The sequence below is a fragment of the Gordonia hydrophobica NBRC 16057 genome (assembly GCF_001592365.1).
GTDB lineage: Bacteria > Actinomycetota > Actinomycetes > Mycobacteriales > Mycobacteriaceae > Gordonia > Gordonia hydrophobica.
The window spans coordinates 61,040-87,486 of the sequence record NZ_BCWU01000005.1 but is presented as its reverse complement, the minus strand read 5'-3'; the positions used below and the strand labels follow the sequence as shown (position 1 = coordinate 87,486).

Below are 26,447 nucleotides of genomic sequence, written 5' to 3'. Positions count from 1 at the left end.
TGGGAAGGCCAGGCCGATTCGCGAATGATGCCACCGAAGTCCCGAGTCGCTCGCGAAGCCGCGACGGTCACCGTGCGGATCGTCGTGCCAGGTATCGATTCAACAGCTGGGTCGACGTCTCGACGGCGATGATGCCGACCACCGCGCAGATCGCGGCGATGCCCATCATGTGTCCGTTCGAGGAGTCCAGGTGGAACAGTCGCTGACTGAACGGCACGGTGAAGATCAGCACGTATGCGAGCACCGAGACCACCAGCAGCACGATCTTCCACCAGTTGTACGGCCGCGCCACCACGACGAGCACGTAGACGGCGATCGCGATCATCGTCGCCAAGGCGGCCGTGGCCGCCTGCGTCTGCACGGCGCCGACCGTCTGCGTGGCGTTCGCGACCGCTGCGATCCCACTGTGCGGATCGGTGGCGACGTTCGCGACGTAGCTGCCGAGCGCGGCCGAGTAGTCGCGGTTCACGACGATGAAGCACACGAACGTCGCCAGGCCGACGATGATGCCGTTGGGTACCGCCTGCGTCAGGACACGCCGCACGAATCCGGTCTTGGCGCGCTCGTTGTTCGGCGCCAACGACAGGATGAAGGCGGGGATGCCGATGGTGAACCAGGCCGAGATCGTCACATGGATCGGCTCGAACGGATAGCTGATCGACGCCCAGTCGAAGGCTTTCGCGAGCAGCCCCGAGGCCCCGATGAGCAGCGCCAGCAGCACCGCGTACACGGTCTTGGTGAGGAACAGGTTCGAGACGCGCTCGATGTTCCCGATGACGCGCCGACCTTCGCCGACCACGTACGGGAGGGTCGCGAACTTGTTGTCCAGCAGGACGATCTGTGCCACGGAGCGAGCGGCGGACGAGCCCGACCCCATCGCGACACCGATGTCGGCGTCCTTGAGCGCGAGCACGTCGTTGACGCCGTCGCCGGTCATCGCGACCGTGTGCTCCTTGGACTGCAACGCCTTGACCATGGCGCGTTTCTGGTCCGGGCGGACCCGGCCGAAGGCGTCGGCGTCGGCGATCACCTCGGCGAGTTCCCCGTCGTCGGTCGGCAGCTTCCGCGCGTCGACGGCGGTGTCGGGGTCGCCGAGACCGAGCGACTCGCCGACCGCGCCGACCGAACGGGCGTTGTCGCCCGAGATGATCTTGACGGCGACATGCTGCGACTCGAAGTACTCGATGGTGTCGCGGGCGTCGGGGCGGACGCGCTGCTCCAGCACCACGAGCGCGGTGGGGGCCAACTCGCCCGGGACGGCGGAGTCGCCGGTCGGCTCGGTGTCGACGGCGACGTCGGTGGTAGCGAGCAGCAGGACTCGCAACCCGGTGGAACCGAGGTCGGAGGCGAGCTGTGCGGTCTCGGTGGCCGGATCCAGCAGGACGTCCGGAGCGCCGATGAGCCAGTTGCCTCGCGGCGTGCCGTCGGCGTCGCGCAGCGACATGCCGGAGAACTTGTTGGCCGAGCTGAACGGGAGGATCGCCGACGTCGACCAGTCCGGTGCGTCGGGGAAGGCTTCGGCGATGGCCTGCACGCTGGCGTTGGGCCGCGGATCATGCGCAGCCAGGGACGCGAGCGCGGCCTCGACGCGCGCCTGCTGCGCCGCCCCCTCCGAGTCCGGTGCGACGATCCGCACCTGCGACAACCGCATGCCGTTCTCGGTGAGCGTGCCGGTCTTGTCGGTGCAGACCACGTCGACGCGCGCGAGACCTTCGATGGCGGGCAGCTCGTTGACCAGGCACTGCCGCTGTCCGAGGCGGACCACGCCGACCGCGAACGCGATCGACGTCATCAGCACCAGCCCCTCGGGAACCATCGGCACCAGCGCGGCGACCATGCCGAGCAGCGCGGTTCGCAGCCCGTTCTGGCTGATGAACAGCTGGTTGACGATGGTGAGGATCCCCGCGGGGATCAACAGCCAGGTGATGACCTTGAGGATCTGGTCGATGCCCGATCGCAGCTCCGACGAGACGAGCGTGAACTTCGACGCCTCGGCGGCGAGTTTATTGGCGTAGGAGTCCGCGCCGACCTTGGTGGCGCGGTACGCACCCGAGCCCGCGACGACGAAGCTGCCTGACATGATCTCGTCGCCGAGCGCCTTGTCGACGGCGTCGGCCTCACCGGTCAGCAGCGACTCGTCCATGTCCAGGGACTCGGACTCGATGGTCTCGCCGTCGACGATCACCTGGTCGCCGGGGCCGAGCTCGATGATGTCGCCGAGCACCACCTCGGCGGCGGGGATCTCGGCCGCGACGCCGTCGCGCCGGACCACCGGCCGGGTCTGACCGACGATCGCGAGTCGGTCCAGCGTCTTCTTGGCGCGGACCTCCTGGATGATGCCGATGCCGCTGTTGGCGATGATCAGGAGTCCGAACAGGCCGTTGATGAACGAGCCGGTGGATGCGACGATCGCGAACAGGACGCCGAGGATCGCGTTGATGCGGGTGAAGACGTTCGCCTTGACGATGTCGGTCACCGAGCGACCGGACTTGTCGGGCGTCACGTTCGCCTGTCCGGCGGCGGTGCGCTCGGCGACGTCCGCAGCGGTGAGGCCGGGATCGCGGTCGGTCGTCGTGGTCGTCATGCGGTTCGCTCCCACCAGGTCGAATCGAAGAAGGCGGTGCCGGTCCGACTGTCGGGCAGCAGCGTCGCCCCCGGACGAGGAACGCAGATCTCGACTCCGGCCCGCTCCGCCTCGACGGTCAGTCGGCGCACCGGATCCGCCCACGCGTGGCGCGCCAGATTGAAAGTACCCCAATGGATCGGCACCATCAGCGCACCGCGCTCGCCGCCGCTGAGCATCCGATGCACGGCGACGCCCTCCTCCGGGTTCAGGTGGATGTCGGGCCAGGCCGGGTCGTACGCACCGACGGCGATGAGCGTGACGTCGAAGGGTCCGAGATCGGCGCCGGTCTGCGCATACGACTCGGTGTAGCCGGTGTCGCCGGAGAAGAAGACGCGATGATGCGGTCCCACCACCGCCCAGCTGACCCACTGCGTCAGATTCCGGGCGAGTCCCCGCCCGGAGAAATGTCGCGCCGGGACCGCGTGGAACGTGACGACGGTCCCCCGCACGGTGAGCGCGACGTCGCCGTACCAGTCGGCCTCCCGGATGCGAGACCGATCGACCCCCCACGAGCGCAGGTGCGCGCCGACGCCGATCGGCACCACGAACAGCGCGTCGGGCTGAGCGTCGGCGATGGCGACGATGGTCGGGGTGTCGAGGTGGTCGTAGTGGTCGTGGCTGATGAGGACCACGTCGAGCGACGGCAGTTCGCGCGCGGTCAGGGGCGCACGGTGCATCCGCTTGGGGCCCACCAGCTGAGACGGCGAGCAGCGCGCGGACAGCACAGGGTCGGTGACGATGCGGACGCCGTCGAGCTCGACGACGGCGCTCGCATGGCCGAGCCAGGTGACGGCGAGCCCCGCCGCGACGGCGTCGAACTCCGGGCGCAGCACCGGGATCACCCCGGTCGGCTTCCCCGGTCGGCGAAGCATGTCCACCGCGGTGTCGAAACCGGGCGCCTCGGCGTCACCTGCCGGATCGAGGTTGGCGAAGGCTCCGTCGACCAGATGCGGTGACTGTGCCGTGGTCTCCGCGATCGCCTCGGCGGAGGCGCCCATCGCGAACAGGGGCGCGGGCCGCGGGAGCTGCAGGACGGAGGTTTTTCTGGTCACGCGACCAGGGTAGTCATCCGAGCGCAGTGTCCCGAGCCACATTTGCACCCGATCATGTTCTATGCTGTCTTCGACAGAAGTTGATCGTTTGATCAACTCGGGTTCTTTGATCAACTCGGATTCGAGGAGAACGGAGCGCACGTGCCAGACACCCCCGCGAGCGGAACCGCGACGCCCGACTGGGCGGCGCTCGACGACGCCGTGCGCCGCGCAGGCCTGGATTCGCCGGTCCTGGCACTCGACCTCGATCTCCTGGACGCCAACATCGCCGACCTGCGTCGGCGCGCCGCCGGCGTCCCCATCCGCGTGGCCTCGAAATCGCTGCGCGTGCGATCGATGATCGAGCGGGTCCTCGACCGCCCCGGGTATGCGGGAGTCCTCGCCTTCGACGTCACCGAAGCCCACTGGCTCGCCACGGAATCCGGTGTCACCGATGTGCTTCTCGGCTACCCGACCGCCAAGCGGGAGGCGCTCGCCGCACTGTGCGCCGACGACCTCGCCTGCCGCCGCGTCACTCTGCTCGTCGACGATCCGGCACAGCTCGACCTGGTCGACGCCGTCGCCCCGCCCTCGCAGCGGCCGACGATCCGCGTCGCCATCGACCTGGACGCGTCACTCCGAGCGGCAGGCGGACGCGTCCACCTGGGCGTCCACCGTTCCCCTATCCACTCGGTGGCACAGGCGACGGCGCTGGCACGCACGATCGTCGGCCGCAGCGGGTTCGCCCTCGTCGGCGTGATGTCGTACGAGGCGCAGGTAGCCGGACTCGCGAATCACGTCGACGGCAAGTTCGTGACGAACACCGCGGTGAGCGCGATTCAGGCCGTGTCGATGACCGAGATCCGACGGCGGCGCGGGAAGGTGATCTCTGCACTGCGCGAGATCGCCGATCTCGAGTTCGTCAACGCCGGCGGCACCGGGTCGCTGGAGGAGACGGCCAAGGACGCGGCGGTCACCGACATCGCCGCGGGTTCCGGCCTGTTCGGGGGTCACCTCTTCGACAACTACCGACGCTTCCGGCCTGCCCCGGCCATGTCGTTCGGGCTCGACGTGGTGCGCCGGCCGAGCGAGGAGATCGTCACCTGCGCCGGCGGCGGATGGATCGCGTCCGGCCCGCCCGCAACGGATCGACTGCCCAGACCGGTGTGGCCCGAAGGACTCGAGTACATCGCCACCGAGGCCGCGGGAGAGGTCCAGACACCGCTCGTCGGACCGGCCGCACGCACCCTGCGCGTCGGCGACCGCGTCTGGTTCCGTCACACTAAGTCCGGCGAGGTCGCCGAGCGCGCCGATCGCGTCGCCCTGATCCGACGAGACGCTCGCGGGACCGCGGACGTCGTCGACGTGGTCCCCACCTATCGCGGCGAACGAAAGTGCTTCCTATGAGCCGATCCTCAGCCGGGTGGACCAATTGGGGAGGTACCGCCTCATGCACCCCGCACCGCCTCAGCACGCCGCAGAGCACCGACGAACTGGCCGCCGACGTGCGTGCGGCCGCCGACCGCGGCGACGCCGTGAAACCGGTCGGCGCCGGTCACAGCTTCTCCGAGATCGCGGTCGCTCCGAACGTCCAAGTCGATCTGTCGGGCCTCCACGGGATCAGCGATGTGGACGCCGCTCGCAAGCGCGTGACGCTCGGCGCCGGCACCCGTCTGCATCAGATTCCAGCGCTGCTGGAACCCCTGGGACTGGCGATGGCCAACCTCGGCGACATCGACCAGCAGACCATCGCGGGCGCCACGTCGACCGGCACCCACGGCACCGGCGGGGCGTTCGGCGGACTCTCCACCCAGATCCGCGGTGTCACCCTGGTCGACGGCACCGGGCAGGTCCGCACGATCGGCGAGAACGATCCCGACCTCAAGGCCGCAGCTCTCGGACTCGGCGCACTCGGCATTCTCACCGACATCACCCTGGAACTCGTCGACGCATTCGCGATCGAGGCGGTTGAAGAGCCCGGCGACGCCGACGCGACGATCGACGGCTTCCTCGACAGGGTCGCGACCGTCGACCACTACGAGTTCTACTGGTTCCCGCACACCTCGTGCACGCTCACCAAGACCAACACCCGGTTGCCCGCGTCGACGCCGGCGAGCGGGCCGGGCGCCGTCCGCCGCTACGTGGACGATGAACTCCTCTCTAACAGCCTGTTCCGCCTGCTGTGCGGCCTGGCCGCCGCGCAGCCGCGCCTGGTCCCGACGATCAATCAGGTGTCCGGGCGAGCACTGTCGGCGCGGACGTACGCCGACCGGTCAGACAAGGTCTTCGTCTCGAACCGCGACGTCCGCTTCCGCGAGATGGAGTACGCGCTCCCCCTCGACGCCGTCCCCGACGCGCTGCACGAACTCCGCAGCGTCATCGACCGGCGCCGCCACCGAGTGAGCTTCCCCGTCGAGGTCCGCGCCGCAGCCGCCGACGATCTGCTGCTGTCGACCGCAAGCGGTCGTGCGACGGGGTACATCGCTGTGCACCGTTACCACCGCGACGCGGTTGCCGACGCACAGGGGTACTTCCGCGACGTCGAGGACATCATGACCGCGCACGACGGTCGCCCGCACTGGGGCAAGATGCACACGCGTGACGCCGACTATCTCCGGCGGGCATACCCGCGGTTCGACGACTTCCTCGCCGTCCGCGACCGCTTCGACCCGGAGCGCACCTTCGACAATCCCTACCTGCGGACCACGTTGGGCGACTGACCACCGCGTCGAAACCGCCGCGGGCCGCGGTCTACTGCCCGGTGAACACCGGGGTGCGCTTCTCAACGCGGGCGGCGCGGGCCTCCTGGACGTCGTCGCTCAGCCAGGCGGCGCGCATGGCTGCGGTGCGATCGGCGGGCGCCTCGTCGCGGGCGCCGTCGCCGGTGAACACCAGTTTGTAGTGCTGCAGGGTGAGCGGCGCAAGCAGCGCGATCTCCGCGGCCCACTGCTGGGCGACAGCGAGATCGCCGACCCGATTCGCGAACCCCAGCGCTTCAGCCTTCTCCGCGGTCAGCGGATCGCAGCCGATCAGCATGCCGCGCGCCGTGCCCGCACCCACGAGGGAGGTGAGTCTGCGGATGGTCCACTCGTCGACGGCCACGCCGATCTTCGCCGCCGGAATCCCCGCCAGCGCGGTCGGCACCATGACGCGCAAGTCGGCGGCCATCGCCAACTGCAGCCCGGCGCCGAGCGCGGCCCCGTTGAGCGCAGCGATGACCGGGACCGGTGTCTGCTCGATCTGCTTCATCAGCGTGACCAACTGGTCGAGAAAGCCCTCGTCGTACACGGGCCCGGAGAGGTCGGCGCCCGCGCTGAACACCTTGCCGCGACCGGTCAGGACGATGGCGCGAGCACCGTCCCTCACCGCCTTCGCGAATGCCTTGGAGAGGCCGTCTACCATCTCCTCGTTGAGCGCATTCCTCTTCGCCTCGCGGGCGAGTTCGATGGTCGTGACAGATCCGGCGGCGGTGCTCACAATCATGCGGGCATGCTATCGGGATCAACTCTCCCGCGCCGGTTCGGGGTCCGATCCGGGCGGGTCGCAGAAATTTGGTGCGCGCATGCGGCACTGGGCAGCATGCACGCACCATATTTTCTAGATCTTGACGACTCCGCGTCCTGTCGCCCCACCGGCGAGGATCGTCTGCAATGCGTCGGGAAGGTCGTCGAGGCCGATCTCGTCGATCAGGCGGTCCAGGTGGCGCGGGCGCAGGTCGGTCTCCAGGCGGCGCCAGAGCGCCCGGCGGAAGGTGATGTCCTTCTGCACGGAGTCGATGCCTGCGAGAGTGACGCCGCGCAGGATGAACGGCATGACCGTGGTGTCGAGACCTGCGCCGCCGGTCAGTCCGCTGGCCGCCACCATGCCGCCGTAGTTCACGCTCGACAGCACGGAGGCGAGAGTCCGGCCGCCGACGCAGTCCACCGCGGCCGACCACTGCTGCTTGTCGAGCGGCCGGATGGTGGCCTCCGGATCGGCGGGCAGCCTACCGATCACCGAGGCCGCACCGAGCTCGGTGAGCAGATCGGACGCGTCCGGCTTGCCGCTGGAGGCGACCACCTCGAAACCGTACTTGTCCAGCAGATCGATGCTGACGGTGCCGACGCCGCCGCTGGCCCCGGTGACGAGGACGGGCCCGTCGGACGGGCGGTAGTCGCCGTTCAGAATGGCCTGGACGCTCATCGCCGCGGTGAACCCGGCGGTGCCGATGGCCGCGGCCTCCCTGGTGGTCAACGTCTCGAGTTTGACGATCTGGTCGCTCGGCACCCGGGCGAACTCCGCGTAGCCGCCGTGGCGAGCCGTGCCGATGTCGTGACCGTGGGCGACCACCGCGTCGCCGGCGGCGAACTCTTCGGAGGTGGACCGCTCCACCACTCCGGCGATGTCGATGCCGGGGATGATCGGATAGTTCCGCACCACCCCGCCGCGCGGTGTCACCGCGAGTGCGTCTTTGTAGTTGATGCTGGAGTACTCGACGCGGATCAGCACGTCGCCGTCGGGCAGAAAGCTGTCCTCGACGTCTTCGCGGGTGAGCGTGACGGCTCCGTCGGTCTCGCGAGCGACCATCGCGGTGAATGTCATCGGGAACTGCTCCTGTCGGTGAGGCGGGTACGGATAGAACAACACCCGCGCCACCGGAGGGACGCGGGTGTTGTCATGAGCGAGGTTGAAGCGATCAGACGCCGAGCAGGTCGATGATGAAGATCAGCGTCTTGCCCGAGAGTCGGTGGCCGGCGCCTGCCGGACCGTAGGCCTGCTCCGGCGGTACCACCAGGCGACGACGACCGCCCACCTTCATGCCGGGAATGCCCTCCTGCCAGCCGGGGATCAGCGCGTCGAGCGGGAAGCGCGCGGACTGACCGCGGTCCCAGGAGGAGTCGAACTCCTCGCCGGACTCGAACTCGACACCGACGTAGTGCACGTCGACCGTGCCGCCGTGCTGCGCCTGGGCACCGTCACCGATCACCAGATCGGTGATCTCCAGGGACGACGGTGCGGGGCCCTCCGGGAAGTCGACTTCGGGCTTGCTCATGTCAGCGATCCCCCATCTGGGTGTACGGACGCTCGGTGTAGCCGGTGTACAGCTGACGCGGGCGGCCGATCTTGGTGGTCGGGTCGGCGTGCATCTCGCGCCAGTGCGCGATCCAGCCGGGCAGACGTCCCAGGGCGAACAGCACGGTGAACATGCGGGTCGGGAAGCCCATGGCGCGGTAGATGACGCCGGTGTAGAAGTCGACGTTCGGGTACAGCTTGCGCTCGACGAAGTAGTCGTCGTGCAGCGCGACCTCTTCCAGCCCCTTCGCGATGTCGAGGAGTTCGTCCTCCACACCCAGCGACGCCAGGATCTGGTCGGCGGTCTTCTTCACGATCGCGGCGCGCGGATCGTAGTTCTTGTAGACGCGGTGACCGAAGCCCATGAGCTTCACACCGTCTTCCTTGTTCTTCACCTTGGTCATGAAGGCCTTGGTGTCGCCGCCGGAAGCGCGGATCTCGTCGAGCATCTCCAGCACGGCCTGGTTGGCACCGCCGTGCAGCGGGCCCCAGAGCGCGTTGATTCCGCCCGAGATGGAGGTGAACAGGTTGGCCTGCGACGAGCCGACGAGACGCACGGTGGAGGTGGAGCAGTTCTGCTCGTGGTCCGCGTGCAGGATGAACAGCATGTCGAGGGCCTTGGCGACCTCGGGGTTCACCTCGTAGGGCTCGGCCGGGAAGCCGAACGTCATGCGCAGGAAGTTCTCGACCAGGGTCAGCGAGTTGTCCGGGTACAGGAACGGCTGCCCCTGCGACTTCTTGTACGCGTAGGCCGCGATGGTCGGCAGCTTCGCGAGAAGGCGAATGGTGGCCAGCTCCACCTGCTCGGGATCCTTGGGATCGAGCGAGTCCTGGTAGTAGGCGCTCAGCGCGTTGACGGCGCTCGAGACCACCGGCATCGGGTGCGCATTGCGCGGGAAGCCGTCGAAGAACCGCTTGAGGTCCTCGTGCAGCAGCGTGTGGCGCTGAATGCGGTTCGCGAAGTCATCGAGCTGAGCCGGCGTCGGCAGCTCCCCGTAGATCAACAAGTAGCTGACCTCGATGAAGGTCGAATTCTCCGCCAACTGATCAATCGGGTATCCGCGGTACCGCAGGATGCCCTCGTCGCCATCGATGTAGGTGATCGCCGACTTGGTGGAAGCGGTGTTGACGAAGCCTCCGTCGAAGGTGGTCAACCCGGTCGTCGCGAGGAAAGAGCCCAGCGCAACTGAGTCGCTTCCCTCAGCAGCCTTCAGGATCGGCAGGTCGATCTCGCCACCCGGGTAGGTGAACTTTCCTGTCGTCTGTTCGGTCACGTCATTGTCAACGGACACACAAACCCCTTATAACTCGCGCGTGAGCAGTTGCTGCGTAACAACCTAGTCGTGGTTCGACCATGACGCCTCATGAGGGTCCCAACTCGGCGTCGGCGACTCCTGTCGCGTGCTCAGCTTACTCACATGTCGGTAGGTTGATGGAATGCGAGAGCTACCTGCGGGAAGCGACGCCGTCCTCCTGGATTTCAGCACCGGAGCATCTCCCGAGACTGAGGCGGCGCTGTGCGCGCGTGCACTGCGAACAGCCGTCGACGACGGCCGTCTGCCGCGGTGCGACGTCGTGCTCTCGGCCGAGACGATTCTCATCGAAGCACTCCCGGGCACCGGACTGGATCAGCTCGCCGTGTACCGGATCGTGCACGAGGCACGACGCGAGTTCCCCCGCGAGACAACGACATCCGTCCATAGTGCGCCAGGCGGGGACGGTTCGACCCGTGCCGAGCTGGACATCGCGGTGGTGTACGACGGCGCCGACCTGACCGAGGCGGCACACGCGCTCCACATCACGCCGGACCGGCTGATCGACGCGCATCAATCGGTCCTCTGGCGCGTGCAGTTCATGGGCTTCGCTCCGGGGTTCGGTTACCTGATCCCCGACCCGTCGAGCAACCCCGACGACTGTGAGATATTTCAGCGGATCACGCGGCGCACCCAGTCCCGGCCTGCCGTTCCGACCGGGTCGGTCGCGGTCGCCGCGGGCTACAGCGCGGTGTATCCGCGGAGCAGCCCCGGCGGGTGGTACCTGCTCGGGCACACGACGGCGACGATGTGGGACAGCTCCGCAACGCCTCCCGCACTGCTCACCGCTGGGATGACGGTCCGCTTCCACGGGGAGGACGTCCGATGACCGCAGCGTCGCTCATCGTCGTCGCAACGGGGCCGCTCGCGACAGTCCAAGATCTCGGCCGCCCGGGGTACGCGCACCTGGGCGTCCCCCGTTCCGGTGCCGCCGATCTGGCGTCGTTCACCCTGGCCAATCGACTCGTCGGCAATCCGGAGAGCGCGGCGGCGATCGAAGTGACGCTCGGCGGGTTCCGCGCTCGCGCCGTCGGCCGGATGCTGATCGCCGTGACCGGACCCGCTGTGCGGGTTCGCGTCGGCGGCACCGATGTCGGCAGTCACGCCGCGGCGGCGGTACGCGACGGCGACCTGGTGGAGCTGCTGGCGCCGAACCGCGGCTGCCGGAACTACCTCGCGGTCCGCGGCGGCTTGGATGTGATGCCCGAACTCGGTTCGCGCGCCACGGACACCCTGTCCGGGCTCGGCCCCGCCGCGCTGCGGACCGACGACGTGGTGCCGATCGGCGCACAGGAGTCCGCCTGGCCCGCGACCGTCTTGGCGCCGGTCGGAAGCTCCGCCGACATCGTCGACCTGATCGCCGATCCTGGACCGCGGGACGACCGTCTGGTCGACGTCGGCGCACTGACCGTCGGACACTGGACGGTGACGGCGGCGAGCAACCGTGTCGGCCTGCGCCTGGATCGCGTCGACGCATCGCCGCTGCCTCGCCACCGCGCCGACCTCCCCGAGCTCCGCAGCGAGGGCGTCCCCCTCGGTGGTGTGCAGATTCCGCCGAGCGGACAACCGGTCGTCTTCCTCGCCGATCATCCGGTCACCGGCGGATATCCCGTGGTCGCGGTCCTCACTCCGGAGTCCGTCTGCCGGGCAGCGCAGTTGACCGCGGGCGACGTGGTCCGCGTCCTTCTGCGCTGAGTGCTCATCGCTGGCGGTGCTCATCATCAGCGGTGCTCATCATTGACTGTGCTCATCATTGACTGTGCTCATTATTGACTTCGTGAGACGACTTACATACGTTCGTCTCATGACGCAGGTAGACCCCTCCCCGCGATCCACCACACTCGACGATGACGACCGTTTCTCGGGCGCGCGGTCCGCGGAGTCGATCCCTGCTCCCGGGCCTGACTCGGTGACGTGGCGCTACTTCGGCGGCTGGCGCGGCATGCTGATGGGTCTGTGGTCCGGATCTATGCAGAACATGCACCCCAAGCTGGCCGCAGGCGTGTGGGACCACTCGGACTTCTTCGGCGAACGCTGGGAGCGACTGATGCGGTCGCTCTACCCCATCAGCGGCGTCGTGTTCGATCAGACGCCCGCCACCGGACGCGAAGTTCGCGACTACCACCTGACGATCAAGGGCACCATGGAGAACGGCGAGCGGTACCACGCGCTCGACCCGGACGTCTTCTATTGGGCGCACGCGACCTTCTGGTACGGCAACATCCGCTGCGCCGAGGCGTTCGGGCCACCGATCACCGAAGCGGACAAACGCGCACTGTTCGCGGAGTCCCGCGCCTGGTACGCCCAGTACGGCGTCAGCATGCGCCCCTGCCCGGACACGTACGAGGAGTTCCTCCAGTACTGGGACCACATGTGCCGACACGTGTTGCGCGACCACGCGGCCGTCCGCACCGTCCTCGACATCACTACGCTCCCACCGCCTCCGTGGATGCGAGGCTGGATGCCGAACTGGTTGTGGCGCAAGCAGGTCGGCGTCGTCGGACGGTTCTACACCTGGCTCACCACCGGGCTGTACGACGAACCGGTCCGCGAGATGATGGAGCTGTCGTGGACCGACCGAGACCAGCGGCGGTTCGAGTTGTTCGGCACCGCGGTGAACGCGACGATGAACCTGCTGCCGGCCCGCTATCGGCTCCACCCGCGTCCGCGCGACGCCTTCGACCGCGTCGCAGGCCGCGTCCCGGCCGACGCGCCGCTGCTGGAGACCCCGACGCGAAACCTGCCGTCGGCCGCCGAACGCGACAACCCGATTCACTACTGCCCCGTGACCGCACAGCGCCGGGCCAACCTGCCCTGGCAGAGTAACGACGCGCAAGGCTGATCACGTTCCTGCACGGTCAGAGATTCCGACACCACGTAGTGTCATTGCCGGACGTGGGGCCCGCCGATCACCGCCCTGCGCTTCGAGTCGACCAGGGGGTGCTTCGGTGTCGTTCGTCTCCTCCTTCGACGACTTCCAGCGCCGCCATCCGAAGGTCGGGTTCCCGCTCGCCGTGATCTACAAGTACGTGGACGATCAGGGCGCCTACCTGGCCGCTCTGATCGCGTACTACGCCTTCGTCTCGCTGTTTCCCCTGATGCTGCTGTTCACCACGATCCTCGGCTGGTTGCTCCAGAGCAATCAGGACCTCAAGAACCAGATCCTGGACACCGCCTTCGAGCAGATCCCGGTCATCGGCACGCAGCTCCACGACCCCGAGGGCCTGACCGGCGGTACCACCACCGTGGTCGTCGGCCTGGTCGGTGCGGCGTACGGAGCCCTCGGGGTGTCGGTGGCGACGCAGAACGCGATGAACACGATCTGGGGCGTACCGCGGAACTCGCGGCCCAATCCCATCAAGGTCCGGCTCCGCGGCGCCGCGCTCCTGGTCTCGATCGGCCTCGCATTGATCGTCCTCGTCGGGATCAACATCATCTCCGCCCGCCTCGGTGACGGCTGGCAGACGCTCTCCCCCTACGTGGGCATCGCGCTCGGCACCGTGGTGTTCGTCGTCCTGTTCCGCCACGGCACCGCGCGGCCCGTACGGATCCTCGACGTGCTGCCGGGCGCGGTGCTCGCCGCGCTCGGCTGGCAGGCGTTGCAGCTGTTCGGCAGCTTCTACATCACCCGAGTGGTCGCCCGCAGTCGTGATGTGACCGGAGTGTTCGCGGTGGTCCTCGGTCTCATCGCCTTTCTCTACCTGGCCGCCGTGCTCATCGTGGTCTGTCTGGAGATCGACGCCGTGCGCGTCGACCGCCTGTATCCGCGGGCCGTGCTGACCGAGTTCACCGACGGGGTGCGGTTGTTGTCGGGCGACGTCGCCGCCTACACCCGCTACGCCCAGATGCAGCAGCTCAAGGGGTTTCAAACGATCGACGTCCGCTTCCACAACCCGCTCGACAATCCGTTGGATCAGCCGCTCGACGACGACTCACCGACCGTCCCCACGTATCCGCTCCCCGAACGCCCGACGAACGACTGACCGCCGACGCCGGGCGCGGCGAGTTCCTTCTCGACGACGCCTCGACGGTTATCTCTCGACGGTTATCTCTCGACGGTGGCGCGATAGCGCCAGAAGACCGGGACGGCCAGCGCGGCGACCACGGTGAGGATCACCACGGCGATGCCGCCGCCCGCCACGGTGACGGCGGTGCCTGCCACCGCCGCGGTGGCTCCGTGCGTCACGTCCGCGATGCGCGGGCCGCCGGCGACCACCACGATGAACACGCCCTGGAGGCGACCGCGGACATCGTCGTTGGCCGCCGACTGCAGCATGGTCTGCCGGAAGGCGGCCGACGCCATGTCGGCCGCGCCGCCGACCATCAGGGCGAGCACGACGATCGGCAGGATCGGCAGCATGGTGCCGTGAGCGAAGACGAGGACGCCGCCCGCCACCGCGATCGACGCGCCCCAGATCACGATGCAGACCACCACTGCCCGCCCCTGCCGTTCCACCCGCGACACCCAACCGGACAGCACACCGCCGACCACCGCACCGAGCGGGATCGCGATGAACAGGATCGCGAAGGCGACGCCGCCGTCGGTGGGGCCGCCGAAGCTCTCGTGCGCCATCTGCGGGAAGAGCGCCCGCGGCATGCCGAAGATCATGGCGATCAGATCCACGACGAACGACATGAGGAGCACCGGGTGTCCCTTGAGATAGACCAGACCGTCGATCACCGAGCGGAATCCGGCAGTCGGACGCTCCCGTCCCTCCTCGTGTTCGGGCGGCAGCGGAGGCAGCGTGACGACCGCCCACAGGGTCGCGAACAGGCAGATCGCGTCGACCAGGTACAGCAGAGAGAATCCCAGGACCGGGATCAGCGCGCCGCCGACCAGCGGACCGGCGATGGCGCCCGCCTGCATCACCGTCATGTTGAGCGAGTTGGCCGCAGGCAACCGTTCCAACGGCAGGATCCGCGGCAGCACCGCGGTTCGAGTGGGCTGGTTGACGGCGAAGAACGCCTGTTGGATCGCGAAGATGACCAGGAGAAGCCAGACGTTCTCGGCGCCCGACGCGGCTTGCAGCCAGAACGCGACCGAGGTCACGATCAGACCGACCGTGGTGACCATCAGGATGCGGCGACGGTCGAAGGTGTCGGCGAGCGCGCCGCCCCACAGGCCGAACACCACGAGCGGCACCAGCCCGAAGATCCCGGACAGTCCCACATAGGCGGAGCTTCCGGTGATCGCGTAGAGCTGTGCGGGCACCGCGACGATGGTCAGCTGGGCGCCGATGACCGTGACGATGTTGGCGGTCCACAACCGCCGGAAGTAGACGTTCTGCAGCGGCCTGGTGTCGGCCAGGATTCTTCGGGACACAGTGGCGTCAGGGCTGCAGTCGGTCCAACGTCCAACCGTCGGCGGTGCGGACCGCACGCGCACGGTTGTGCAGCCGGTTGGCGCGTCCCTGCCAGAACTCCACCACCTCGGGCTCGATCAAGTAACCGCCCCAGTCCTCGGGGACCGGGACCGGGACGCCGGCGTCGAAGCCGCCGAACCGTTGCGCCGTCTCCTGCGCGGCACGTTCCAGGTCGGCGCGTGAAGCGATCGGCTGCGACTGCGCCGAGGTGTACGCCGACAGCTGCGATCCGCGTGGACGTGCCTGCCAGTACGCCTGCGTGGCCTCGGGCGTGACCTTCACGACGCGGCCTCGGACGTGGACCTGGCGCTCCAGCGCGATCCACGGAAAAGTGGCCGACGCGTACGGGTTCGACGCCAGCGCCTCACCCTTCTGCGAGCGGTAGCCGGTGAAGAAGACGATGCCGCGGGCGTCGGCGCCTTTGCACAGAACGGTGCGGGTGCCGGGCCGACCGTCGGCGTCGACCGTCCCGAGCACCATGGCGTTGGGCTCGGGGATACGGGCGACGACGGCCTCGGCCAGCCACGCCTCGAACAGGCCGAGCCACGGCGGATCACCGGTGAGCCACGACGGATCGAGATTGGCCGCGACACCGTCCGCTCCCGCCGCGTCGTCTCCATCTCCGGCCCCGTATGCCACTCGCATACTGGGCAGGTCTACCAGCTTTTTCACGGACTGCATACTACGGCTCTCCACTCCGGGGTTCCTTCCAGGCGGGAGTTCATCCAGGCGGCCTCCGCGCCGGTCCCTCACACCACGAGCCGATCCGGCAGTCCCGGCTCGCCGACGGCCGACGCACCGGGCGCTTGTCCGACCGCCCGTCGATACGCCCGTCCGACGAGTTCGACGCCGAGCGTGAGCGTCTCCGGCTCGAGCGTGTACGGGATTCGAAGATGGCCGTCGAATCCGCCGTGCGGGCCGAACGACCCGCCCGGGATCAGCCGCACGCCGAGCTCACTCGCCGCGGCGGCGGTCGCGGTCGCCACCGGCTGCGGCAGCGACACCCACAGGCACAGCCCGCCGACGCCGCGGATCGGCACCGCGCCCGGCAGGTGTTCGTCGATGGCCCGGAGCGCGGCGGCCCGCTGCGCGCGGAGTTCGGTACGGCGGGCGGGCAGGAAGTCGTCGAGGTGGCTCAAGGCGTACTGGGCTGCGAACTGTTCGAAGACGGCACCGCCCAGATCGGATTCGTAGCGAGCCAGCGCGTAGGTGTCGGGGCGGCCGTCCACGCGGATCCAGCCGACGCGCAGGCCCGGCCACACCGTCTTGCTCGCGGACCCGAGGGTGACGATCTCCGCACCGCGCGGCGCGAACGCCGCGACCGGTGGCGGCGCGGCCACATCGAGCCCGAGTTCGACCATCGTCTCGTCGACCACGACCGGAACGCGGTAGCGGGCGGAGATCTCGCCGAGGCGGATGCGCCCGGCTTCGTCCAGGAGCAGCCCGGTGGGGTTGTGGAAGTCCGGGATCACGAAGATCAGGGCGGGCCGCTGCAGCCGCACCGTCGACTCGAGTTGGTCCAGATCCCAGCCGTGCGTGGGATGCAGCCCGATCGTCACCGCGCGGGCACGATGCCGGGCCAGCGCGAGGATGGTGCCGTGATGGGTCGGCTGCTCCACCAGAACGCTGTCGCCCGGCGAGACCCGGGTGTCGAGGACCAGTCGCAGGGCGTGCTGGGCGCCTGAGGTCACCAGAATCTGGTCTGCCGTCGTCGGCAGTCCGCGTTCGGTGTACCGATCGGCGATGGTCTCGGTCAGCGCACGCAACCCGTTCGGATACAGCCCGGAACCGGTCAGATAGCCGGGCGCGCACTCGAGTGCGTGACGGTACCCGTCGTGCACGATCTGGACCGGCGCGGCGGGCGCGGCGATGTTCAGCTTGATCATGTCGCCCTCGGCACCGAGATCGACCGGTTCGGCGGGCACCTGGACGGGGAGCCGAAGGACGCTCCGCGCGCCCTGCCGCGACAGCAGATGCCCGCTCTCGCGGAGCGCGGCGTAGGCGCCGGCCACCGTGGTGCGCGAGACATCGAGGGCCACGGCGAGCGTGCGCTCGCTGGGCAGACCGGTGCCGACCGGAACCCGGCCGTCGAGCACCAGCACCCGCAGGGCGTCGGCCAGGGCCTGGTACGCGGGCTGAGGGCCCGCGGGGCGCCAGGCACCGAGATGTCGGGCCAGTGTTGTGGCGCTGATCATGCCGGTCGGGGTCACCATGAGGCCAGTCTTTCACAACTGGATATAGATTTCACGGCCAGTCACCGTCAGAGTGGAGACATGCTCAAGCGTCTCCTCGCCCTGTTCGCCGGCCTCGTCCTCTACGGCGCCTCGATGTCGATGATCCTGCACGCGGGACTCGGCAACATTCCGTGGGACGTGCTGCATCAGGGCATCGCCGATCACCTGGGACTGTCGGTGGGCACGGTGTCGATCATCGTCGGCACCGTCGTTCTGCTGGCGTGGCTGCCGATCCGGCAGCGCCCCGGTGTCGGGACCGTCGCGAACGTGATCGTCATCGGCCTGGCCTTCGACGCCGTCAGCCCCTACCTGCCCGACCGTCCGGCGCTGCTGATCGCCGTCCCGATGATGGTGGGCGGCATCGTGCTCAACGCCTTCGCCACCGCGCTGTACATCGGCGCACGCCTGGGCCCCGGCCCGCGCGACGGGCTGATGACCGGCGTCGTCGCCCGCACCGGCTGGTCGGTCCGCGTGGTCCGCACGGTCCTCGAGATCACGGTCGTCGCGATCGGTTTCATCCTGGGCGGCACGTTCGGCATCGGAACCGTCCTGTACGCGTTCGGCGTCGGCCCGCTGATCCAGTGGTTCGCCCGCGTGATGCACGTCGACCGCGCCGTCGCAGGCGACGTCCGCGCCGCGGCGCCCGCGAACCGGGTCGCCGAGTCGAACCACTAGGACTGATTTAGAATCGGACCCATGACCGATACTGCGATCACGCTGCCCGCCGACCTCCTTCCCTCCGACGGCCGATTCGGCTGCGGCCCGTCCAAGGTCCGCCCCGAGCAGTTGCAGTCGCTGGTCGACACCGGCGCATCGGTCTTCGGCACCAGCCATCGTCAGGCTCCCGTCAAGAACGTCGTCGGCGACATCCGCTCGGGACTGTCGCAGCTGTTCTCCCTGCCGGACGGCTACGAGGTGCTCATCTCCAACGGCGGCACCACCGCCTTCTGGGATGCCGCATCGTTCGGCCTCATCCGCGAGCGCGCCCTGAACCTGACCTACGGCGAGTTCTCGTCGAAGTTCGCCACCGTCTCCAAGAAGGCCCCGTTCCTGCAGGACCCCAAGGTCATCTCGACCGATCCGGGCACCGCACCCGACCCCGCCGCGCTGACCGCCGCCGACGTCGACGGCGTCGACCTGATCGGCTGGGCGCAGAACGAGACCTCGACCGGTGTGGCCGTGCCCGTGCTCCGCCCCGCCGCGGCCGGCGACGCACTCATCGCGATCGACGCCACCTCGGGCGCAGGCGGTCTGCCCGTCGACATCGCTCAGACCGACGTCTACTACTTCGCACCGCAGAAGAGCTTCGCCGCCGACGGCGGTCTCTGGGTCGCGATCGTCAGCCCCGCGGCGCTGGCACGCATCGCCGAGATCAAGGAGTCGGGCCGCTGGTGCCCCGAGTTCCTGTCGCTGCCGACGGTCGTCGACAACAGCGCCAAGAACCAGACCTACAACACCCCGGCACTGGCGTCGCTGCTGCTGCTCGCGAATCAGATCGAGTGGATGAACTCGAACGGTGGACTGGACTTCTGCACCGGCCGGACCGCCGACTCGAGCTCGCGACTGTACAGCTGGGCGCAGGCCAGCGAGTTCGCATCGCCGTTCGCCGACGAGGCGCACCGCAGCCAGGTGGTCGGCACCATCGACTTCGCCGACTCGGTCGACGCCGCGATCGTCGCCAAGACCCTGCGCGCGAACGGCGTGGTCGATACCGAGCCGTACCGCAAGCTCGGACGCAATCAACTCCGCATCGGCATGTTCCCGGCGATCGATCCGGAGGACATCAGCAAGCTGACGCAGTGCATCGACTACGTCGTCGAACGCCTCTGACCTTCTGAACACAGTGCCGCTGCCCGCCGGTCTCTACCGGCGGGCAGCGGCGTCGTTTGCGGACAAAGCGCATGTGTACGGCATGTCACCCCCGCCTGGCGTGCTATTCGCCGCGTGTCGACCCACCGTTCACGCCCGCGGATTCGTTAGTGTTGACTCCAATGTCCGCGTACCTGGTGACCGGAGGAGGAGTCGATGCGCGAGCTGCATGCCGATCGCTCCGACGCGGACGGCACCCACATCATCGTCATGGACCTGGAGTCCGGCGATGAGTTCCTGATTCCGATCGACACCATGCTCCGGACGCTGGTGCACCCGCCCGAGCCGATCGACCCCGATGATCCGGCCGCGCTGAGTCCCGTCGTCGGAGAGGCCGACGCTCGCGACACCGCCGACGAGGACGATGCGAACCCGGCCGAGGAGTCCACGGACGACGCCGCTGCGGAGGTGGAGGCGCCGCCCGCCCGCAATCTGACCCCTCGCGAGATCCAGGCTCGGGTCCGCGCAGGATCGTCGGTCGCAGAGCTCTCCGCCGCCACCGGTGTTCCCGAGGACAAGATCAACCGATTCGCGCATCCGGTCATTCTGGAGCGCAGCCGAGCCGCCGAACTGGCCCGGGCATCGCATCCGATGGGGATCGACGGTCCCTCAGCCGGAACCCTCGGCGAACTCGTCGCCGAGTGTCTGGTCCTGCGCGGCGGGACGCCCCAGAACGCTCAGTGGGACGCCTGGCGTGCCGAGTCCGGCCAATGGGTGGTCCAGGTGTCGCCCGACGCCGACTCCGACGTCTACGCGCACTGGAGGTTCTCCCCGGGATCACACGGTGGCACCACCGATCCAATGGACGACCTCGCCGTCGAACTCACCGAACCGGACCTGGCCCGCACCTATCGCCGACCATCGGTCGTCGCACCGACGCCCGAGCCGGTCCCCGAGCCACCGACCCGCGAGGTCGGTGAGGACGGACACGAGTACGTGACCGTCAACGCCGACGATCTGACGGGGCAGCAGCGTCGCAGGCAGGGGTTGAGCGAGGTGCTCGACCTCCGCTACGACGACGACTCCGCCGTCGCGCCCACCGAGCCCGAGACTCGCGAACAGACCACGCCGCGGCACCGCGGAAAGCGTGCGACGCCGACCGTCCCGGCGTGGGAGGATGTGCTGCTCGGCGTCCGAAGTCACCCGAACGAATGAAACGACTTGGAGGCTCGGTGCTGCCGAACATTTCTGTCCTGTGGTTCATCGACTGCGATGACCCGGCAGCGGAGTTGCGCTCAGGCGTCTACATCGATCCGGCGCAGACCACCGATTTCATGGACAAGGCCTTCGCGGAAACCGAGATCACCCCGATCGGCACGTCCGACCTCGCCGCCGCCGTGAACGGTGTCGACAACCGGGTGTTCGCGGCCCATTTCGGGTCGGTCGCCGTGCTCGCGGGCGCCAGCCTGCGGACCGCTGAGCCGAGTGAGCTGACGTCGTATCTCGCCGACCTCGGCGTCGGCCACACCTGGGCTCTGGTATCGATCGACCAGGACACCGACCTCGGTTGCTTCGCCCGCTGGGAACACGGCGACATCCAACGCGCGTTCGCCGGGACGTCGTCGTCGATCAAGGTCGACGCCGGGCTCCCCCATCCGTTCGAGGGACCGTTCTGGGCGGGCGAGCACCCGCAGGCCGAGACCGACGATCCGCTGGCCCTCCCGTTCCATCCCGGTCTGCTCGCCGACGCCGCTCATCACGCGTGGCTCGGTTTCGGCTTCCGCGACGCCGAGCCGATGCTCGACCCCGCGTCGATCCCGGTGACCGTCTACCGCGTGGGTCCCGACGACGGCCGCGACCAGTACATCGAGTCGTCGGTGGCGCTGAGCGCGAATGCCGCCGCACATCCCGGCGACGCCGATCCCGGGACTGCAGATCCCGGTGTCGAGGCCGCCGGCGAGAGCCCAGGCGCAGCGCCGGAGGATCGCACCGAGACGTTCGTGACCGAGCCCATCGAGAAGGTCGCTGTCCCTGCGACCGCTCTCGACGCCGACGAGAAGCACGCCCGCACGCCCGGTCCGATCTCCCGGTACTTCGGCTTCCGCGGACGTCTGTGACTCAGCCGCGCGAGATGCGCTCGTAGAATGCGACCGCGGCGGCGGTCGCCACATTGAGCGAATCCGTGCCTCGCGTCATCGGGATCCGCGCGCGGACATCGCAGCGCTGCATCGTGGCCTCGGTCAACCCGGGCCCCTCGGCGCCCACCAGAAACGCCACCTTCGCGGCCCCGACGGCCTCCGCGAGCTGCACGCTCCCCGCCCCCGGCGTCATCGCGACCGTCGTGAAACCATGCGCGCGAAGCAGATCCAGATCGCCGGGCCAATCCGCCGACTTCGCGAACGGCACGAGCAACGCGTGCCCCATCGAGACGCGCACACAGCGACGGTAGAGCGGGTCGGCACACCCCGCGCCGAAGATGACCGCGTCCACCCCGAGCCCCGCGGCGTTGCGGAAGATGCTGCCGATGTTCTCGTGATCGTTGACCCCCTCCAACACCACCACCGTCCGGGCACCGTCGAGCACCTCAGCGATCGTCGACTCGGCGGGCCGGTGCGCGGCGGCCAGCACACCGCGGTTGAGATGGAAGCCGATCGTCTCCGCCATCACCTCGGCACTGGCGCGATAGAACGGGACACCCGCCAGCGACGGATTCGCCAGGTCGACCGCCAACTCGTGCATCCGCCGGTTCACCCCGAAGAACGCGTGCGGGGTGAACCGCGAGGCGATCATTCGTTGCGTCACGAAGACTCCTTCGGCGATCACCAAGCCTCTGCCGACGCCGCCGTCGGCCCGGACCGCGACGTCGGGCCGACGATCCACGCTGCTCAGGTCGCGGAAATCAGCGACGCGCGGATCCGCGGGGTCGGTGATGTCGACGACGGACACGGCGACGTCGAGGTCCTGGTCTGCGTCGGTGGGGTTCACCTGTTCACGGTGTCACATCGTCGTCGGTCGGTAGGCACTGCATCGCGCCCGATGCGTTTTGGCACACTGAACGGGTGAGCACTCCGATCAGTGAGCCCGAATCCACCGACCCGCTCGCCCTCGAGCGACCACGCGGCACCGACTGGCCCGAGATCCTCGCCATCGACGCCCGCGCCTTCGCGCTGCCGAAGCCGCTGCCCGGCGACGAGATGATCGAATTCCGTAATCGCGCGGGCGAAGGCGACACCGTCGTCATTCGCGACACCGCGTCCGAGGGTCGGCCGATCGTCGCCGTCTCCCTCTACTTCCCGGTCCCCGTCACCGTTCCCGGCGGTGGCATCGCCACCACCGCGGGACTGTCGTGGGTGTCGGTCTCGGCGACGCATCGCAGGCGCGGCCTCCTCCGCCGCATGCTCACCGAGCAGTACCGCACCTGGCGCGAACACGAGCTCCCGCTCGCCACGCTCACCGCATCCGAGGGCGGCATCTACGAGCGTTTCGGCTTCGGCCCCGCCGCCTTCGCGCACGAGATCCAGGTGACGCCGTCGGCCGCTGAGTTCCGGACCCCGGCGCCCGCCGACTCCCGGGTCCGGTACGCCAACCAGGATCAGATCACCAAGTACGTGCCCGCCATCCACGCCCGCTGGGCGCGGAGCCGCACCGGCGCCATCACTCGCCCCGACACCTGGTGGCCGTCGATCATGGCCGACCGCAGCTTCCGTCGGAACTCCCAGACCAGCGGCCTGCACTACCTGCTGCACGCCGACGGTTACGCCGCCTACCGGATCGACGCTCGCGACAAGACCGCTCTCGTGGGCGATTTCGTCGCCGTGACCCCGCAGGCGCACACCGATCTGTGGCGGGTCCTCACCGGCCTCGACCTGGTGTCAGCGGTGAAGGCGTCGATCCCCGTCGACGACCCGTTGCCGCTCAAGCTGCGCAACGCGCGCGCCGTCGAAGTGCACGGTCGTTCCGACGAACTGTGGGTGTCGATTCTCGACGTCGTCGAGGCGCTGCAACTCCGGACGTATGGCGCCGCCGGCGACCTGGTCCTGGACGTCTCCGATGATTTCGGCGACCGCGCAGGCCGCTACCGCCTCACCACTGGCGACGACGGTTCCGCCACCGTCGCGCGCACCGACGACGATGCCGATCTCGCGCTCGACGTGGCCACGCTGTCCAGCCTCTACCTCGGCGGCATCACCGTCTCTCAGATGGCCGCCGCCGGTCGCATCGACGGCGCCGACGAGGCGATCACTCAGTTGAGCGCGATGTTCGCAGTCACGGAAGCCCCGTTCTCGGGGACCTTCTTCTAGCCGAGCGCCCCTTTACGCTGGTCGAGTGCCGCTTCCCCTTTACGCCGACCGAAGGCCGCCTCCCCCTTACGCCGACCGAGGACCGTCACCCCCTTACGCTGGTCGAGTGCCGCCTGCGAGCGTAGCGAGCACGCGGCGAATCGAGACCTCGTGAGGTGCGCTAGCACCCAGCAGCATCTCACCCCACGAGGTTCGAGATCGGGCCTCTCGCGAAGTAGAGCAGGAACAGTGCGGCGACGATGAACAGCAGCGGGTGCATGCTCTTGCGGTCGCCGCGCGCCAGTGCCATCACGGCCCAACTGATGAAGCCGACCCCGATGCCGTTCGCGATCGAGTACGTGAACGGCATCGCGACGATGGTGAGGAACGCGGGAAGCGCGAACTCGAACTTGCTGAAGTCGATGTCGCGGACCTGCCCCATCATCAGCGCACCCACGATCACCAGTGCGGGCGAGACGGCCTCCATCGGCACCACGCTGTACAGCGGGGTGAAGAACATGGCGACCAGGAACAGGACGCCGGTGACGACGTTCGCCAGACCGGTCCGTGCGCCTTCGGCGATGCCTGCGGACGACTCGACGAGCACCGTGTTCGACGACGCCGACGCGCCGCCGCCCACGATGGCGCCCGTACCTTCGACGACCAGCGCCCGCCCGATGCCCGGCAGGTTGCCCTCGGAGTCGGTCAGACCGCCCTCCTTGCCGAGGCCGGTCATGGTGCCCATCGCGTCGAAGAAGTTCGACAGCAGCAGGGTGAAGACGAAGATGCAGGCGATGAGCACGCCGACACCGTCAGCGGTGAACGCACCGAACACGTCGACCTTGCCGACCAGGCTCAGGTCGGGCAGGCCGCCGACGCCGTCAGGCAGTTTCGGGATGTTCATGGCCCAGCCGCCGTTGCCGTCGGACGCCTTCCCGAGATGCATGATGCTCTCGACGATGATCGACACGATCGTCATGACGACGATCCCGAGCAGCAGTCCGCCCGGCACCTTCTTCACCACGAGAACGCCCATCAGCAGGACGCCGATCACGAAGATCAGGGTGGGGACGGTCGCGATGGAGCCGTCGTCGCCGAGTTGCACCGGCGGGGCGCCCGCGGCCCCGGGCTTGGTGACGAACCCGGCGTTGATCAATCCGATGAACGCGATGAACGCGCCGATGCCCGCGGCGATCGCGGACTTGAGCTCGGGCGGCACCGCGTTGAACACGGCCGTGCGCACACCGGTGAGACCGAGCAGCACGATGATGATGCCGTTGACGATGACCAGACCCATCGCCTGCGGCCACGACATCTGCGGGGCGATCGTCACCGCGAGGAGGCTGCTGATGCCCAGGCCTGCGGCGATGCCGAACGGATAGTTGGCGACCATGCCGAAGACGATCGACATCACGCCCGCGACGAGCGCAACCACCGCGGAGACCTGCAGCATCGGCAGCACATCGCCGAACTTGTCGGCGTTCATCGGCTCGCCGGGCACGCCGCCGATGATGATCGGCGTCAGGACGACGATGTACGCCATCGTGAAGAACGTGACCAGCCCGCCGCGCACCTCGCGCGCCACGCTGGTGCCCCGCTCTTTGAGCTTGAAGTATTTGTCGAGCAGAGTCGTGGTTCCCGTCGCGCCGGCTCGGCCGTCGGCCTCGGCGGGGCGGTTCGCCTGCTGCGGATCGTTGTCGACCGGGTCGGTCATCGGCAGGTCCTTCACTGTCGCACGTCAGAAGTCGAGAACAATTGTTGCGCGCCACCGCCGACTGCGATGCGTCACCCTAGCGAAAGCTACCCTGTACGCATGCCTGACGCGCCCCAGATCCCCGAGCTTCCCTCGAAACTTCGGGCGCCCGAGCCCGTCATCGTCGTCGGAATGCTGATCTGGGCCGTCGCCACGCTCGTGGTCTGGATCGCCGGCGTCGGCTCCGACCGCGCCCTCACCATCTGTCTGGTCGGACTGGGCGTCGGGGTTCTCGGCACCACCATCGTCCTGGTGCAGAAGGCGGCCGTCCGACGCGGCTCGCGCGGCGCTCAGGAGGGGCTCGACGTCCCCTGATCGCCGCGCTGCGCGGCGCTTGGTCGGCCCGGCGTGGTCACATGCTTCGTCCCCATCCGCAGCAGCGCGGGGCGGCGAACGATCTGCGTGTGGCCGAACAGGCACACGCCCAGCCAGACGACGCCGAAGACCCACCCGAACAGCACATCTGACGCCCAGTGCACGCCGAGGTAGACCCGACTGACGCCGATCAGGAGCACCAGAATCGGGAGCCACAACAGCGCCGCTGCGCGCTCCCGGACCCGCGGATACACCCGGAAGACGACGACCGCGGTCAAGCCGAAGACGATGGTGCCCAACATGGCGTGCCCCGACGGGAACGACGACCCGCCGACGTCGATCAGTCGGTCGTCGATCGGCGGTCGGTCCCGGGAGAACACCAGTTTCAGTATCCGCATCAGCACATATCCGCTGAGACTGCCGACGACGATCATCGCCGCGAGGTCGATGCGATTCGCCAGCCACGCGATCACGAACACGCCGATGCAGACGAGCGTCAGCGTCAGTGTGTCGCCGAACACGGTCACCATGTGCATCATCGACGTCAGCGGCTCGTGCCGTGAGTCGACGACCCACTCGGTGATCTGGTCGTCGATGTGGAACTGCCGCACTGCCGCCCTTCCGCCCGAATGTCCTGCCGCGCGGCGCGTTCGCCGCCTGACCACACCGTA

24 protein-coding genes are annotated in these 26,447 nt (G+C 68.5%); 12 read left to right on the top strand and 12 right to left on the bottom strand.

The window, feature by feature from the left end; all coding sequences use genetic code 11:
* Positions 1–67: 67 nt before the first annotated feature.
* Both GH2_RS10075 and GH2_RS10070 read right to left on the bottom strand, forming a co-directional pair.
* A complete protein-coding gene (locus GH2_RS10075) occupies positions 68–2,584 on the bottom strand; it encodes an HAD-IC family P-type ATPase (protein ID WP_066167341.1) in 2,517 nt (838 codons plus the stop codon).
* Positions 2,581–3,678: an MBL fold metallo-hydrolase gene (locus GH2_RS10070; protein WP_244885355.1), complete on the bottom strand. Its 1,098-nt coding sequence runs from the start codon at positions 3,676–3,678 to the stop codon at positions 2,581–2,583. The genes GH2_RS10075 and GH2_RS10070 overlap by 4 nt, the downstream gene beginning before the upstream one ends.
* A gap of 141 nt (positions 3,679–3,819) precedes the next feature.
* Here GH2_RS10070 and GH2_RS10065 point away from each other — a divergent pair, with 141 nt between their 5' ends.
* Complete coding sequence (locus GH2_RS10065; protein ID WP_066166845.1) at positions 3,820–5,064, top strand: alanine racemase; 1,245 nt, start codon at positions 3,820–3,822, stop codon at positions 5,062–5,064.
* Complete coding sequence (locus GH2_RS10060) at positions 5,061–6,377, top strand: D-arabinono-1,4-lactone oxidase (RefSeq protein WP_066166842.1); 1,317 nt, start codon at positions 5,061–5,063, stop codon at positions 6,375–6,377. Before GH2_RS10065 ends, GH2_RS10060 begins: the two co-directional genes overlap by 4 nt.
* A gap of 31 nt (positions 6,378–6,408) precedes the next feature.
* Here the strand turns inward: GH2_RS10060 and GH2_RS10055 are convergent, their stop codons facing one another.
* The 4 genes from GH2_RS10055 to GH2_RS10040 all read right to left on the bottom strand — a co-directional run bounded on the left by GH2_RS10055 (position 6,409) and on the right by GH2_RS10040 (position 10,001).
* Complete coding sequence (locus GH2_RS10055; RefSeq protein ID WP_066166840.1) at positions 6,409–7,140, bottom strand: enoyl-CoA hydratase; 732 nt, start codon at positions 7,138–7,140, stop codon at positions 6,409–6,411.
* Between the two features lie 114 nt (positions 7,141–7,254).
* Positions 7,255–8,238, bottom strand: a complete 984-nt coding sequence (locus tag GH2_RS10050; RefSeq protein WP_066167339.1) for an acrylyl-CoA reductase family protein — start codon at positions 8,236–8,238, stop codon at positions 7,255–7,257.
* 94 nt (positions 8,239–8,332) lie between these two features.
* On the bottom strand, positions 8,333–8,689 hold the full coding sequence (locus GH2_RS10045; protein ID WP_066166835.1) for an FKBP-type peptidyl-prolyl cis-trans isomerase: 357 nt from the start codon (positions 8,687–8,689) through the stop codon (positions 8,333–8,335).
* Position 8,690: 1 nt separating this feature from the next.
* Positions 8,691–10,001, bottom strand: a complete 1,311-nt coding sequence (locus tag GH2_RS10040; RefSeq protein ID WP_084247421.1) for a citrate synthase — start codon at positions 9,999–10,001, stop codon at positions 8,691–8,693.
* 145 nt (positions 10,002–10,146) lie between these two features.
* Between GH2_RS10040 and GH2_RS10035 the strand changes: the two genes are divergently transcribed.
* The 4 genes from GH2_RS10035 (at position 10,147) to GH2_RS10020 (ending at position 14,005) form a co-directional block, all read left to right on the top strand.
* Entirely contained in the window at positions 10,147–10,851 is a 705-nt protein-coding gene (locus tag GH2_RS10035) for a 5-oxoprolinase subunit B family protein (RefSeq protein WP_066166832.1), read from the top strand.
* Entirely contained in the window at positions 10,848–11,717 is an 870-nt protein-coding gene (locus GH2_RS10030; protein WP_066166829.1) for a 5-oxoprolinase subunit C family protein, read from the top strand. The genes GH2_RS10035 and GH2_RS10030 overlap by 4 nt, the downstream gene beginning before the upstream one ends.
* Before the next feature lie 109 nt (positions 11,718–11,826).
* On the top strand, positions 11,827–12,864 hold the full coding sequence (locus GH2_RS10025; protein WP_066166825.1) for an oxygenase MpaB family protein: 1,038 nt from the start codon (positions 11,827–11,829) through the stop codon (positions 12,862–12,864).
* Positions 12,865–12,970: 106 nt separating this feature from the next.
* Positions 12,971–14,005, top strand: coding sequence for a YihY/virulence factor BrkB family protein (locus tag GH2_RS10020; RefSeq protein WP_066166822.1), 1,035 nt, complete (start codon positions 12,971–12,973; stop codon positions 14,003–14,005).
* 62 nt (positions 14,006–14,067) lie between these two features.
* Here GH2_RS10020 and GH2_RS10015 read toward each other — a convergent pair whose 3' ends face one another.
* From GH2_RS10015 to yczR, 3 genes are all read right to left on the bottom strand, one after another.
* Positions 14,068–15,345 (bottom strand): MFS transporter, encoded by a 1,278-nt coding sequence (locus GH2_RS10015; RefSeq protein WP_066166819.1) that lies wholly within the window; start codon positions 15,343–15,345, stop codon positions 14,068–14,070.
* A 7-nt stretch (positions 15,346–15,352) separates the two neighbouring features.
* The gene (pdxH, locus tag GH2_RS10010; RefSeq protein ID WP_066166816.1) at positions 15,353–16,066 is read right to left on the bottom strand and encodes a pyridoxamine 5'-phosphate oxidase; all 714 of its coding nucleotides are present in this window, start codon (positions 16,064–16,066) and stop codon (positions 15,353–15,355) included.
* Between the two features lie 68 nt (positions 16,067–16,134).
* A complete protein-coding gene (gene yczR, locus GH2_RS10005) occupies positions 16,135–17,598 on the bottom strand; it encodes a MocR-like transcription factor YczR (RefSeq protein WP_066166813.1) in 1,464 nt (487 codons plus the stop codon).
* Between the two features lie 60 nt (positions 17,599–17,658).
* On the opposite strand from yczR, the gene yczE reads away from it, so the two are divergent.
* The 4 genes from yczE to GH2_RS09985 all read left to right on the top strand — a co-directional run bounded on the left by yczE (position 17,659) and on the right by GH2_RS09985 (position 21,545).
* A complete protein-coding gene (gene yczE / locus GH2_RS21595) occupies positions 17,659–18,294 on the top strand; it encodes a membrane protein YczE (protein WP_066166811.1) in 636 nt (211 codons plus the stop codon).
* 21 nt (positions 18,295–18,315) lie between these two features.
* A complete protein-coding gene (gene serC / locus GH2_RS09995; RefSeq protein WP_066166809.1) occupies positions 18,316–19,449 on the top strand; it encodes a phosphoserine transaminase in 1,134 nt (377 codons plus the stop codon).
* Between the two features lie 195 nt (positions 19,450–19,644).
* Entirely contained in the window at positions 19,645–20,643 is a 999-nt protein-coding gene (sepH, locus tag GH2_RS09990) for a septation protein SepH (protein ID WP_066166806.1), read from the top strand.
* Between the two features lie 17 nt (positions 20,644–20,660).
* Positions 20,661–21,545 carry a DUF6928 family protein gene (locus GH2_RS09985; RefSeq protein ID WP_066166803.1) on the top strand — a complete coding sequence of 295 codons (885 nt, stop codon included), beginning with the start codon at positions 20,661–20,663 and terminating at the stop codon, positions 21,543–21,545.
* Position 21,546: 1 nt separating this feature from the next.
* On the opposite strand, the gene GH2_RS09980 is transcribed toward GH2_RS09985, so the two are convergent.
* Positions 21,547–22,413, bottom strand: a complete 867-nt coding sequence (locus tag GH2_RS09980) for a TrmH family RNA methyltransferase (RefSeq protein ID WP_066166801.1) — start codon at positions 22,411–22,413, stop codon at positions 21,547–21,549.
* 74 nt (positions 22,414–22,487) lie between these two features.
* On the opposite strand from GH2_RS09980, the gene GH2_RS09975 reads away from it, so the two are divergent.
* Positions 22,488–23,729: a GNAT family N-acetyltransferase gene (locus GH2_RS09975; RefSeq protein ID WP_244885354.1), complete on the top strand. Its 1,242-nt coding sequence runs from the start codon at positions 22,488–22,490 to the stop codon at positions 23,727–23,729.
* 178 nt (positions 23,730–23,907) lie between these two features.
* On the opposite strand, the gene GH2_RS09970 is transcribed toward GH2_RS09975, so the two are convergent.
* On the bottom strand, positions 23,908–25,422 hold the full coding sequence (locus tag GH2_RS09970) for an NCS2 family permease (protein ID WP_066167332.1): 1,515 nt from the start codon (positions 25,420–25,422) through the stop codon (positions 23,908–23,910).
* Between the two features lie 99 nt (positions 25,423–25,521).
* On the opposite strand from GH2_RS09970, the gene GH2_RS09965 reads away from it, so the two are divergent.
* Entirely contained in the window at positions 25,522–25,776 is a 255-nt protein-coding gene (locus GH2_RS09965) for a DUF2530 domain-containing protein (RefSeq protein ID WP_066166798.1), read from the top strand.
* Here the strand turns inward: GH2_RS09965 and GH2_RS09960 are convergent.
* A complete protein-coding gene (locus GH2_RS09960) occupies positions 25,752–26,387 on the bottom strand; it encodes a phosphatase PAP2 family protein (protein ID WP_066166795.1) in 636 nt (211 codons plus the stop codon). The genes GH2_RS09965 and GH2_RS09960 overlap by 25 nt on opposite strands.
* Positions 26,388–26,447: the final 60 nt, after the last annotated feature.